We start from the raw sequence: 13,536 nt of genomic DNA on the forward strand, positions 1-13,536 counted from the left end.
CGGCCACTTCGTGGTCGCACCCGCGTTGCGGTCGACCGATTCACTGTTGCCTGCATGGAAATCGCCTGCGGCCAGGTCGATTACAGCTTTCACAAACTTCCCCTTATCCCGGCCGCCAATGTCGGCGCAGACTTCGAACATTCCGAGCGTCGGTCAACCACTAGGTGTACGTGCCGCCGTCACGCGGGGGTAGCTGGGTCAAATCGATGTCGGCGGCGTCGACTCGACTTGGTTCTCCACAGATTTCGTGGCCCGCAACAACTCGAACTCCAGTGGCAGTTGGTGCTGGTGGCGCAGTTGCAAGCCCGCGTCGGCAAGCAAACTGCGGTAGTGATCGACGGTCCGTTCCTCGCCGCCGACATTGCACAGCATGTGGATGTCCCACGCCGCCGCCAACGACGCCGAGTTACTTTCGGACAGCAACCGCTCGATGACCAGCAGCTCGGCTGTTGCCGACATCGACTCGGCGCACCGCTTCAGTATTTCCGCGCACCGCTGATCATCCCAGTCGTGCAGGACGCGCGACAGCACATACATGTCGCCGCCGGCGGGCACACGGGAGGTGAAGTCGCCGGGTACCAGGTCACACCGGCTGAGGTACCTCACCATATTGGCTTTCGCCGAGGCCAACGTATCCGGCCGGTCGAACAACACCCCGCGCAGGTGCGGATGCGCCGCCAGAATGTGTTTGAGCAGCTCGCCGTTGCCACCACCGACGTCGACGACGACCCGTGCCCCGGTAAATTCCACGACCTCGGTTACTCGTTGCAGCGCGGCGGTGCTGACCGCCATTGCCTGATTGAATTCGAGTTCCGGCCGTTCGGCAAAGAAGTCGAAGTGATGCTGACCGAAAATGTGCGTGAAAGAGTCCTCGCCCGTGCGCACGGCCCGTCCTAGCGCCGCGAACGATTCGTAGAACGGGCCGCCGTACAGCGATGCCAGAACCCGCATCGAGTTAGCCTGGTCGCTGCGCAGCAGCTGGCCGACCTCGGTCAGTTCGAAGCGATCTCCGACTGTGCGCAGAACGCCCAAACTTGCCAGGTAGCGCATCAATCGGTGTAGTCCACGCCGGTCGGCACCGACGGTGGCCGCCAGCTCTTCGGTGCTCATCCCCCCGGCCAGGTGATCGGCCAGGCGCATCTCGGCAGTCACGGCGAGGGCCTGCGTTGCCCAGGCTCCGCTCATCAGTTCCAGTAGCCGACAGGCCGGTTGGCCCGGGGCCGCTGTCGAGGCAGTCACGCGTGATCCCTCCTGGTCGAACGCCGCCCGTGGTGCGAGACACCGGGTAGGGCGGACCTGCCGGCAAGTCGGCTGGTAAGCATCCGACAGCCTCCTCGCGATTCCGGTGCGACGATTTGTTCAACAAAGTTCACCCGCCACTCCCCAAATTGTCGGGCAGCAGGGGTTGTCTAGAAGAATTCGATGCCGCGCCTTGGTTTCTTGACACCAAGAATTCGGTCGTTGATGTGCTCGCTCGCAAGGTGATTGGCTACACGCCACGTATCGTGCACCATCCCGCCAATCCGCCGCCACCGGTCGGGCGGTGAGTTTTCTCACCCGGCCGGCCCCCCGCGTCCAAGGCCTCCGTCAAATAGCTTGGGCCGTAGGGGGACTCGTCCGGACATGGCGATGTCGCCCGATGGTGGTGATTGCCGGAGGGTGCCGTTGCCGGTAACCGTCGGAGGTGCGGTCGATGACGTGTGAGCTCTCTGGCACCGGGTGCCGAATGTTGCTGTCGCCAAAGGCCGCTGGATTGGAAACCATCGCGGCGCGGCAATCCGAGTGCCGGCCGTACAGGCCTTGTGTGACCACCGTGCCGTTGAAATCCGTTGCTAGTCAGCACTTCTGGATCCACCGGAACCCGTTCAGTCTCCTTCAGCTGCCGATCGGGAACCGGAACCGTCGATCGTGCCGTCATCCGCGCGCCGGCGCGCCTGCATCGAGAGGACGGGCCGCCGCCGACCTCCGGTGGGGCCGCCGGTCTCGCCGCGGTCTCACAGCAGGCTGCTGACCTTTCCACAGGCGATCATCAGCCGCTTTACAGGCTCATTGAAGGTACACGTTGTCACCTGTTATCACAGGTAATACTTGCCGCCGACTCTGACCCGCTGTGTACGCCGGTTGCCAGGCGAACCGCCGGACGCCGCGCAGACGAGTTAGGAGGAAGACCGCTTGACTGGAACCGCACACGTTGGTGGGGCCCTCGAAGAGTTGCTGGAACGCAGCGGACGCTTCTTCACGCCCGGGGAGTTCTCCGACGATCTGCGCACGGTCACGCGGCATGGCGGCCGCGAAGGCGACATCTTCTACCGCGACCGGTGGAGCCACGACAAGGTGGTCCGGTCCACGCACGGCGTCAACTGCACCGGGTCCTGCTCGTGGAAGATCTACGTCAAGGACGGGATCATCACCTGGGAGACCCAGCAGACCGACTACCCCTCCGTCGGGCCGGACCGGCCTGAATACGAACCGCGCGGGTGTCCGCGGGGCGCGTCGTTCTCCTGGTACAGCTATTCGCCCACCCGCCTGCGATATCCCTACGCCCGCGGCGTGCTGGTCGAGATGTACCGCGAGGCCAAGGCTCGCCTCGGTGACCCGGTGCTGGCGTGGGCCGACATCCAGACCGACCCGGCGCGCCGCCGCCGCTACCAGCAGGCCCGCGGCAAGGGCGGCCTGGTGCGGGTGAGTTGGACCGAGGCCTGCGAGATGATCGCCGCGGCGCACGTGCACACCATCAAGACCTACGGTCCCGACCGGGTGGCCGGGTTCACCCCGATCCCGGCGATGTCGATGGTCAGCCACGCGGCGGGATCACGTTTCGTGTCCCTGCTGGGCGGGGTGATGACGTCGTTCTACGACTGGTATGCCGATCTCCCGGTCGCCTCGCCGCAGGTGTTCGGCGATCAGACCGATGTTCCCGAATCCGGTGATTGGTGGGACGCGTCGTATCTGATGATGTGGGGCGCCAACGTCCCCATCACCCGGACCCCGGACGCGCACTGGATGGCCGAGGTGCGCTACCGTGGCACCAAAGTTGTTGTGGTGAGCCCGGATTACGCCGACAACACCAAGTTCGCCGACGAGTGGATGCGCTGCGCTGCCGGCACCGACGGTGCGCTGGCCATGGCGATGGGGCACGTCATTCTGACCGAATACTATGTGCGCCGGCAGGTTCCGTTCTTCGCCGATTACGCCCGGCGCTACACCGACTTGCCGTTCTTGATCAAGCTCGAGCAGCGCGGCGACACGCTGGTGCCGGGGAAGTTTCTCACCGCGGCCGATATCGGCGAGGAGGTCGACAATGCCGCGTTCAAACCGGCGTTGCTCGACGAGGTCACCGACCGCGTCGTGGTGCCCCACGGATCGCTGGGATTTCGCTACGGCGAGGACGGTGTCGGAAAGTGGAACCTCGCGTTGGGTTCGCTGGTACCCGCGTTGAGCGTCGCCCGTGGCGATGGCGAGTCCGACGCCGTCGTGGTCGATCTGCCGAGCTTCGACACGATCGACGGCCACGGCGAGATCGCGCGGCGGGGGGTGCCGGTGCGGCGGGTCGGCGATCATCTGGTGTGCACCGTGTTCGACGTGCTGCTGGCCCACTACGCGGTTCGCCGCGACGGGCTACCCGGGGAATGGCCCACCGGCTACGACGACGCCGCCCACCAGAACACCCCGGCCTGGCAGGAACCGATCACCGGGGTGTCGGCCGAGCAAGCGATCCGGGTGGCGAAGGAATTTGCTTGCAACGCGGCCGAATCCGGCGGTCGATCGATGGTGATCATGGGTGGGGGCATCTGTCACTGGTTCCACGGCGACGTGATCTACCGCTCGGTCCTGGCGCTGCTGATGCTGACCGGGTCGATGGGACGCAACGGGGGTGGCTGGGCACACTACGTCGGGCAGGAAAAGGTCCGTCCCCTGACCGGATGGCAGACGATGGCCAACGCCAGCGACTGGTCGCGCCCGCCGCGACAGGTCCCGGGCGCCTCCTATTGGTATGCCCACACCGACCAATGGCGATACGACGCCTACGGAGCGGACAAGCTGGCCAGCCCGCTCGGTACCGGCAAGTTCGAGGGCAAGCACACGATGGACCTGCTGGCGTCGGCGGCGGCGATGGGCTGGAGCCCGTTCTACCCGCAGTTCGACCGCTCCAGCCTGGACGTCGCGGACGAGGCGGCGGCCTGCGGCCGCGACGCCGGCGACTATGTCGCCGAACAGCTGGCGCGGCGCACGCTGAAACTCTCGGTGACCGACCCGGACAACCCGGTCAACTGGCCACGCGTGCTGAGCGTCTGGCGGTCCAACCTGATCGGGTCCTCCGGCAAGGGCGGCGAGTACTTCCTCAAACACCTGCTCGGCACCGACTCCAACGTGCAATGCGAGCCTCCCGCCGAGGGGGTACGTCCACAGGAAGTCAACTGGGACAACGAGATTCCCGAAGGGAAGCTCGATTTGATGATGTCGATCGACTTCCGCATGACGTCGACGACGCTAGTGTCCGACGTGGTGCTGCCCGCCGCCACCTGGTACGAGAAGTACGACCTGTCCAGCACCGACATGCACCCCTACGTGCATGCCTTCAGCGCGGCCATCGACCCGCCCTGGGAAACCCGGTCCGATTTCGACGCATTCGCCGCCATCGCGCGTGCCTTCAGTGCGATGGCCCGCCGGCACCTGGGTACCCGGCGCGACGTCGTGCTGACCGCCCTGCAGCACGACACCCCGGAGGCGATGGCGTATCCCGACGGCGCGCAGCGCAATTGGTTGAGCAGCGACGAGGTCCCGATCCCCGGCCGGACGATGGGCACGCTGACCGTCGTCGAGCGCGACTACACCGCAATCTACGACAAGTGGGTGACGTTGGGTCCGCTGCTGGACAGATTCGGGGCGACCGTCAAGGGCTGTACGGTCCATCCCTTCCGCGAGGTCGGCGAGCTTGCCGCGAAGTTCGGGGTGATGAATTCCGGTGCGGGAGCAGGCCGTCCGGCGATCACCACGGCCGAGCGGATGGCCGACGTGATCTTGGCCCTGTCCGGAACCTGCAACGGCCGGCTGGCGGTCGAGGGCTTCCTGGAGCTGGAGAAACGCACCGGGCAGCGACTGGCGCAGCTGGCCGAGGGCAGCGAGGAGAGGCGAATCACCTTCGCCGACACCCAGGCCCGGCCTGTCCCGGTGATCACCAGCCCGGAGTGGTCGGGCAGCGAAACCGGGGGCCGGCGCTACGCCCCGTTCACCATCAACATCGAGCACCTCAAGCCGTTTCACACCCTCACCGGACGCATGCACTTCTATCTCGCCCACGACTGGGTCGAGGAACTCGGCGAACAGCTGCCCGTGTACCGGCCGCCGCTGGACATGGCCCGGCTGTTCGAACAGCCGGAGCTGGGCCCCACCAAAGACGGGATCGGTCTGACCGTGCGGTATCTGACACCGCATTCGAAGTGGTCGTTCCACTCCACCTACCAGGACAACCTGTACATGTTGTCGTTGTCCCGCGGCGGTCCGACGATGTGGATGAGCCCGGCCGACGCCGCGAAAATTCAAGCCCGCGACAACGATTGGGTGGAGGCAGTCAACGCTAACGGCATCTACGTGTGTCGGGCGATCGTTTCGCACCGGATGCCTGAGGGCGTGGTGTTCGTCTATCACGTGCAGGAACGCACCGTCGACACGCCGCGCACCGAGACCAACAACAAGCGCGGCGGCAACCACAACGCGCTCACCCGAGTGCGGATCAAACCCAGTCACCTGGCCGGCGGCTATGCCCAGCATTCGTTCGGATTCAACTACCTGGGCCCCACCGGCAACCAGCGCGACGAGGTCACCATTGTCCGCCGGCGCAGCCAGGAGGTGACCTACTAGATGACGGGTCCAAGCGACGCCCGCGGAGCGAGACGATGAAAGTCATGGCGCAGCTGGCGATGGTGATGAACCTCGACAAATGCATTGGCTGCCATACCTGTTCGGTGACCTGTAAGCAGGCCTGGACCAACCGTGCGGGAACCGAGTACGTGTGGTTCAACAACGTCGAAACCCGCCCGGGTGTGGGGTATCCGCGCACCTACGAGGACCAGCAGCGCTGGCGCGGTGGCTGGATCCGCGATAGAAAGGGCCGCCTGCGGCTGCGCGACGGTGGGCGATTCGCGAAGTTGCTGCGGATCTTCGCCAACCCCCGGCTGCCGACCATCGCCGACTATTACGAGCCGTGGACCTACGACTACGAGAACCTGACCCGCGCGCCGGCGGGCGACACCTTCCCGACGGCGCCACCACGCAGTCTGATCAGCGGCGCACCGATGAAGGTGTCGTGGGGCTCCAACTGGGACGACAACCTGGCCGGCTCGCCCGAAATCCTGCCCGACGACCCGGTGTTGCGCAAGGTCAGCGAGGACATCAAGCTCAAGCTCGAAGAGACCTTCATGTTCTACCTGCCGCGGATCTGCGAGCACTGCCTGAATCCCTCGTGCGTCGCGTCGTGCCCGTCGGGGGCGATGTACAAGCGCACCGAGGACGGCATCGTGCTCGTCGACCAGGACCGCTGCCGCGGCTGGCGGATGTGTGTGTCCGGATGTCCTTACAAGAAGGTGTATTTCAACCACAAGACGGGCAAGGCCGAAAAGTGCACCATGTGCTACCCGCGCATCGAGGTCGGCCTGCCCACGGTGTGCTCGGAAACCTGTGTGGGACGGCTGCGCTACCTGGGATTGGTGTTCTACGATGCCGACCGGGTGCTCGAGGCGGCGTCGGTGCCACAGGACACCGAGCTGTACGAGGCCCAGCGCCGAATCCTGTTGGACCCCAACGATCCCGAGGTGATCGCCGGTGCGCGGGCGCAGGGCATCGCCGAGGAGTGGATCGAGGCGGCGCAACGGTCTCCGGTGTACGCCTTGATCAACACCTATCGGGTGGCGCTGCCGCTGCATCCGGAATACCGCACCATGCCGATGGTTTGGTACATCCCGCCGCTGTCACCGGTCGTCGACGCTGTCAGCCGCGACGGCCACGACGGCGAGGATCTGGGCAATCTGTTCGGCGCGCTGGAGGCGCTGCGCATCCCGATCCAATACCTGGCCGAACTCTTTACCGCGGGCGACACGGACGCGGTCGCGGGCGTACTCAGGCGGCTGGCCGCGATGCGGTCCTACATGCGTGACATCAACCTCGGCCGTGAGACCCAACCGCACATCCCGGAGGCGGTCGGCATGACCGAAGAGCAGATCTACGACATGTACCGGCTCTTGGCGATCGCGAAATACGAAGAGCGCTATGTCATTCCGACGGCATACCCGGCCGATACGCCGGCCGCCGGGCTGGCCGAGGGGTTGGGTTGCTCGTTGTCCTACGACGACGGACCGGGCATGTATGAACACGGCCCGTTCGGCGGTGGCGGCACGACGCCGGTACCGGTGGCCGTGGAAACCTTTCACGCGCAGCGGCGCCGGCAGGAGGGCCAGGCGGCGGCCGAAACCGACACCCGTCGCTCCCCGGTGAACCTGCTGAACTGGGACGGCCACAGCGCGCAGACGGGCCTGTTCCCGCAACGAGATCGGCAACACCGATGAGACTGCCGAGCATTGCCCGGGAACGTCGCGGCACCATGGGAGACCGGCTGGTGTGGCAGGCGGCATCGCTGCTGCTGGCCTATCCGGACGACGGCCATGCCGCCCGGTTGGACACCGTCGAGGAGCTGCTCGCGCACCTGAGCGGACCCGCCGCGGAGTTGCTGCGCCGAACGCTTACGGCGCTGCGTGCGCTGGACCCGATGACCGCGGCGGCCCGCTACGTCGAGACGTTCGACATGCAACGGCGCGCCACGATGTATCTGACCTATTGGACCGCGGGGGACACCCGCAACCGCGGCAAGGAGATGCTGTCGTTCGCCGACGCCTACCGCGCCGCCGGGGCCCGGCCGCCGTGCGCGGAGGCGCCGGACCATCTGCCGGTGCTGCTGGAATTCGCCGCTACCGTCAGCCCCGAGATCGGCCGGCGATTGCTGACCGAGCATCGCGTGCCGATCGACGTGGTGGCGCGCGCGCTGTCCGCTGCCGGCTCGCCCTACGCGCACACCGTCGCGGCGATCGGCACGACATTGCCGGAGCCCAACGACCGGCAGGCGCGCCGGGCCCAGCGGCTTGCCGAGTCCGGCCCTCCCGTGGAATCCGTTGGGCTGCAGCCGTTTACATTGACCGTGCCGCCCAGGCGTGGCCCGGGAGGTTGACGTCCGTGCATATGAAATTACTCGAAATCTTCTGGGACGACGCGCCTTACGTCGTGCTGGCGATCGTCGCCGTCGGCTGCTGGTGGCGGTACCGCTACGACAAATTCGGCTGGACCACCCGTTCGTCGCAGATCTACGAATCGAAGCTGCTCTCGATCGGCAGCCCGCTGTTCCACTTCGGCAGCCTGATGGTGATCATGGGCCACGTCGTCGGTTTATTCGTCCCGGAATCCTGGACCGAATGGTTGGGGGTGAGCGATCACCTCTACCACCTGCAGGCGCTGCTGCTCGGGGTGCCGGCCGGCATCGCCGCCATCACCGGAATCGGATTGCTGATTTACCGGCGGCGCACCCACCCGCCGGTACTGCGGGCCACCACCCGAAACGACAAACTGATGTACGCCGTGCTGACCTGCGCCCTGGTGGCGGGCATGTGTTGCACCGTGGCCGGCGCCACGCATTTCGGCGAGCTGCACGACTATCGGCGGAAAGTGTCGGTGTGGTTCCGCTCGATCTGGATCCTCGACCCGCGCGGCGATTTGATGGCCCACGCGGCGGTCTACTACCAGATCCACGTCTTCATCGCCCTGGCGTTGTTCGCACTGTGGCCGTTCACCCGCTTGGTGCACGCGTTCAGCGCTCCGATCGGGTACCTGTTCCGGCCCTACATCGTCTATCGCAGTCGCGACGTGGCCGACCGGCGTCGGCTGGTCGGGTCGGCGTCACGGCGCGCCTGGTAGGCAGTGCCGGCGCCGTCTGGTGAGCTGCCAGTTCGCCAACCAGAGCCCGCCGCTGCCACAATCACCGACGTGCCATTCCGCAATGTCGCCATCGTTGCTCACGTCGACCACGGCAAGACGACCCTCGTCGACGCGATGCTCCGCCAGTCCGGAGCCCTACACGAGCGCGGTGAGCTGCAAGAACGCGTGATGGACAGCGGCGACCTGGAACGCGAAAAGGGCATCACGATCCTGGCCAAGAACACCGCCGTGCACCGCCACCACCCGGACGGCACGGTGACGGTGATCAACGTCATCGACACCCCCGGCCACGCCGACTTCGGCGGCGAGGTGGAGCGCGGGCTGTCGATGGTCGACGGCGTGCTGCTGTTGGTCGACGCCTCGGAGGGGCCGTTGCCGCAGACCCGGTTCGTGTTGCGCAAGGCGCTGCAGGCACACCTGCCGGTGATCCTCGTCGTCAACAAGACCGATCGGCCGGACGCGCGCATCGGCGAGGTCGTCGACGCCAGCCACGATCTGCTGCTCGACGTGGCATCCGACCTCGACGACGAAGCCGCCAAGGCGGCCGAGCACGCGCTGGGCCTGCCGACGCTGTACGCGTCCGGGCGGGCGGGAATCGCCAGCACCGAGCAGCCCGCCGACGGCGAGATCCCCGCCGGCGACAACCTCGACCCGCTGTTCGACGTGCTGATGGAGCACATCCCCGCACCGTCCGGCGACCCCGGGGCCCCGCTGCAGGCGCTGGTGACCAACCTCGACTCGTCGGCGTTCCTCGGCCGGCTCGCCCTGATCCGGATCTACAACGGCAAGCTGCGCAAGGGGCAGCAGGTGGCGTGGATGCGTGAGGTGGACGGTGTCCCGGTGATCACCAGCGCCAAGATCACGGAGCTGCTGGCGACCGAAGGCGTCGACCGCCGCCCCACCGACGTCGCGGTGGCCGGGGACATCGTGGCGGTCGCCGGGATTCCGGAGATCATGATCGGCGACACCCTGGCCGATCCGGAACACGCGCACGCGCTGCCGCGCATCACCGTCGACGAGCCCGCGATCTCCGTCACGGTCGGCACCAACACGTCCCCGCTGGCGGGCAAGGTGTCCGGCCACAAGCTGACCGCGCGCATGGTCCGCAACCGGCTCGACCAGGAACTGGTGGGCAACGTGTCGATCCGGGTGGTCGACATCGGTCGGCCCGACGCCTGGGAGGTGCAGGGCCGCGGCGAGCTCGCCCTGGCCGTGCTGGTCGAACAGATGCGACGGGAGGGCTTCGAGCTCACCGTCGGCAAGCCGCAGGTGGTCACCAAGACCATCGACGGCAAGCTGCACGAGCCGTTCGAGGCGATGACCATCGACTGCCCGGAGGAGTTCGTCGGCGCCATCACCCAGTTGATGGCCGGCCGCAAGGGCCGCATGGAGGAGATGGCCAACCATGCCGCCGGCTGGGTGCGGATGGATTTCATCGTGCCCAGCCGCGGCCTGATCGGCTTCCGCACCGACTTCCTCACCCTGACCCGCGGCACCGGCATCGCCAACGCCGTGTTCGACGGTTACCGGCCGTGGGCGGGGGAGATCCGGGCCCGCCACACCGGTTCGCTGGTGTCCGACCGCAGCGGCACCATCACGCCGTTCGCCATGATCCAGCTCGCCGACCGCGGCCAGTTCTTCGTGCAGCCGGGCCAGGACACCTACGAAGGGATGGTCGTCGGCATCAACCCGCGCCCGGAGGACCTCGACATCAACGTCACCCGCGAGAAGAAGCTGACCAACATGCGGTCCTCGACCGCCGACGTGATCGAGACCCTCGCCAAGCCCCTGGAACTCGACCTGGAGGGCGCCATGGAGTTCTGCGCCGCCGACGAATGCGTCGAGGTGACCCCGGAGATCGTCCGGGTCCGCAAGGTGGAGCTGGACGCCACGGCCCGGGCCCGCAGCAAAGCGAGAGCCAAGGCCCGGGGCTAACTCCTTGTTGCCCATTGCCCGCAGGATCCACCGAGCCGCCGGGCAGGCGGTCGATACCCTGATGGTCGTGCTGCACCGGGCCCGCCACCTCGTTCTGGCGGCCGGCGTTTTGCTCACCGTGGCAGGACTGGCCCTGGCCGCGTGCACCGTCAGCCCGCCGCCGGCGCCGCAGAGCACCGATACCCCGCACAACACGCCGCCGCCGCAGCGGGTCATGCAGATCATCATGGGCATCGACTCGATCGGCGCCGGCTTCAACCCGCATCTGCTCTCGGATCTGTCGCCAGTCAACGCCGCGATCAGCGCCCTGGTGTTGCCTAGCGCGTTCCGGCCGGTGCCCGACCCGACCACGCCGACGGGCTCGCGGTGGGAGATGGACCCGACGCTGCTGGTGTCCGCCGAGGTGACCAACCAGAACCCGTTCACGGTGACCTACAAGATCCGGCCCGAGGCGCAGTGGACCGACAACGCACCGATCGGCGCCGACGACTTCTGGTACCTGTGGCACCAGATGGTCACCCAGCCCGGGGTGGTGGATCCGGCGGGCTACGACCTGATCACGGGCGTGCAGTCGCTGGAGGGCGGCAAGCAGGCCGTCGTCACCTTCGCTCAGCCGTATCCGGCGTGGAAGGAGCTGTTCAGCGACCTGCTGCCGGCGCACATCGTCAAGGATGTGCCGGGCGGGTTCGCGGCCGGTCTGGTCCGGTCGCTGACGGTCACCGGCGGGCAATTCCGGGTGGAGAACATCGACCCGCAGCGCGACGAGATCCTGATCGCGCGCAACGACCGATATTGGGGACCACCCGCCAAGCCGTCCCTCATCCTGTTCCGGCGGGCCGGGGCGCCGGCGGCGCTGGCGGACTCGGTACGCAACGGCGACACCCAGGTGGCCCAGGTGCACGGCGGCTCGGCGGCGTTCGCTCAGCTGTCGGCGATTCCCGAGGTGCGCACGGCCCGCATCATGACACCGCGGGTCATGCAGCTTACGCTGCGCGCCAACCAGCCCAAGCTGAGCGATGCCGGGGTGCGCAAGGGGATTCTGGGACTGCTCGACGTCGACCTGCTCGCGGCCGTCGGCGCCGGCAGCGACAACACCATCTCGCTGGACCAGGCCCAGATCCGGTCCCCGAGCGATCCCGGCTACGAACCGACCGCGCCGCCGGCCATGAGCAAACAGGCCGCGCTGGCGTTGTTCTCGGCGGCCGGCTACCAGATCGAAAGCAGCGCGTCGGCGTCGCCGACACCCGAGCCCGGCACCCCCAACGGCGGGCCACCGGAGGTGACCCGCGGTCGCATCAGCAAGGACGGCAAGCAGTTGACGCTGATCATCGGGGTGGCGTCGAACGACCCCACCTCGGTCGCGGTCGCCAACACCGCCGCCGACCAGCTGCGTAACGTCGGCATCGCGGCGTCGGTGTCCGCGCTGGACCCCGTCACGCTGTACCGCGACGCGCTGACCAACAACCAGGTCGACGCGATCGTCGGCTGGCATCGGGCCGGCGGCAACCTGGCGACGCTGCTGGCGTCGCGGTTCGGCTGTCCCGCCCTGCAGGCCACCACCGTCCCAACCACCAGCACGCAGACCACCACCACCGCCGCCGGCTCGACGGCGCCGTCCCCGTCGGCCGCCACGTCGCTGCCGCCCACGGCCACGCCCACGGCTGCGCCGCCCAGTCGGCCGCCCGACCCCGGCGCGCTGGTGCAGGCGCCGTCGAACCTGACCGGGATCTGCGATCGCAGCATTCAGTCCAACATCGACGCCGCGCTCAACGGCACAAAAAGCATCAACGAGGTGATCACCGCGGTGGAGCCGCGGTTGTGGAACATGGCGACCGTGCTGCCGATCCTGCAGGACACCACGATCGTCGGCGCGGGGCCCAGCGTGCAGAACGTCAGCCTGTCCGGTGCGGTGCCGGTCGGCATCGTCGGCGACGCCGGGCAGTGGGTGAAGACCGGGCCTTAGCTCGCGTCGTCCGGTGTCGCCGGCTGGGGCTGGCGGGGCGGAATGATGGTGTCGACGATCATCGCCAGCTCGCGGCGGTTCGGCGGTTCACCGGTGAGCAGGAAGTGCTGGTTGATCAGCGCGGGCCCGATGCGCGGGGTCAGCGGGGTCAGCGCGGCCGGATCGACGTCGCCGGCCTCGACGGCGGCTTGCAGGATCGAATCGATCAGCTTCAGCCGCGGCCCGACCACCGCGTCGGCGAAGATTGCGCGCATCTCGGGTTCGTGCAGCAGCTGGTGGATGATGTCCAGCCCGGGGAACGCCGTCTTGCCGGCCAGCACGTCGCGGTGCGCGGTGAACACCGTGAGCAAAGCCTCGCGCGGAGACCGGCTGGACCGCGGCTCGGGTACCGACGGCAGCGCGAAAACCAGCGCGGCGTGCACCAGATCGTGTTTGCTGCACCAGCGTCGGTACAGCGCCGCCTTACCGGTCTGGGCGCGCGCCGCGATGCCTTCCATCGTCAGCCCGCCGTAGCCAACCTCGGTCAGCTCGGCCAGGGTGGCCTCGTAGAGCGCGCGTTCGAGGACCTCGCCTCGCCGGCGGCTCCGCACCGCGCTCGACACTGTCTGGGTGGCTTGCGACATTCCTCGATAGTAGCCGTCGCCGTTCCTACTTGGTGC

Annotated in this window: 8 protein-coding genes; 6 read left to right on the top strand and 2 right to left on the bottom strand. The window is 67.4% G+C overall.

From position 1 onward, the window contains the following. Positions 1-198: 198 nt before the first annotated feature. On the bottom strand, positions 199-1,239 hold the full coding sequence (locus AWC25_RS08925) for a methyltransferase (protein WP_142278749.1): 1,041 nt from the start codon (positions 1,237-1,239) through the stop codon (positions 199-201). A 933-nt stretch (positions 1,240-2,172) separates the two neighbouring features. Between AWC25_RS08925 and AWC25_RS08930 the strand changes: the two genes are divergently transcribed. The 6 genes from AWC25_RS08930 to AWC25_RS08955 all read left to right on the top strand — a co-directional run bounded on the left by AWC25_RS08930 (position 2,173) and on the right by AWC25_RS08955 (position 12,877). Next, positions 2,173-5,862, top strand: a complete 3,690-nt coding sequence (locus AWC25_RS08930) for a nitrate reductase subunit alpha (protein ID WP_069401356.1) — start codon at positions 2,173-2,175, stop codon at positions 5,860-5,862. A 35-nt stretch (positions 5,863-5,897) separates the two neighbouring features. After that, positions 5,898-7,562, top strand: coding sequence for a nitrate reductase subunit beta (gene narH / locus AWC25_RS08935; protein WP_085166654.1), 1,665 nt, complete (start codon positions 5,898-5,900; stop codon positions 7,560-7,562). Further along, positions 7,559-8,218, top strand: a complete 660-nt coding sequence (narJ, locus tag AWC25_RS08940; protein ID WP_069401358.1) for a nitrate reductase molybdenum cofactor assembly chaperone — start codon at positions 7,559-7,561, stop codon at positions 8,216-8,218. The genes narH and narJ overlap by 4 nt, the downstream gene beginning before the upstream one ends. 11 nt (positions 8,219-8,229) lie before the next feature. Continuing rightward, a complete protein-coding gene (narI, locus tag AWC25_RS08945) occupies positions 8,230-8,958 on the top strand; it encodes a respiratory nitrate reductase subunit gamma (RefSeq protein ID WP_069401359.1) in 729 nt (242 codons plus the stop codon). A 69-nt stretch (positions 8,959-9,027) separates the two neighbouring features. Continuing rightward, complete coding sequence (gene typA, locus AWC25_RS08950) at positions 9,028-10,914, top strand: translational GTPase TypA (protein WP_085166655.1); 1,887 nt, start codon at positions 9,028-9,030, stop codon at positions 10,912-10,914. Between the two features lie 61 nt (positions 10,915-10,975). Then, on the top strand, positions 10,976-12,877 hold the full coding sequence (locus AWC25_RS08955) for an ABC transporter family substrate-binding protein (RefSeq protein ID WP_085166656.1): 1,902 nt from the start codon (positions 10,976-10,978) through the stop codon (positions 12,875-12,877). On the opposite strand, the gene AWC25_RS08960 is transcribed toward AWC25_RS08955, so the two are convergent. After that, on the bottom strand, positions 12,874-13,500 hold the full coding sequence (locus tag AWC25_RS08960; protein WP_069401362.1) for a TetR/AcrR family transcriptional regulator: 627 nt from the start codon (positions 13,498-13,500) through the stop codon (positions 12,874-12,876). The two genes, AWC25_RS08955 and AWC25_RS08960, sit on opposite strands and share 4 nt — an antisense overlap. Positions 13,501-13,536 lie beyond the last annotated feature (36 nt).

The sequence above is a fragment of the Mycobacterium sherrisii genome (assembly GCF_002102355.1).
GTDB classification, from domain to species: Bacteria; Actinomycetota; Actinomycetes; order Mycobacteriales; family Mycobacteriaceae; genus Mycobacterium; species Mycobacterium sherrisii.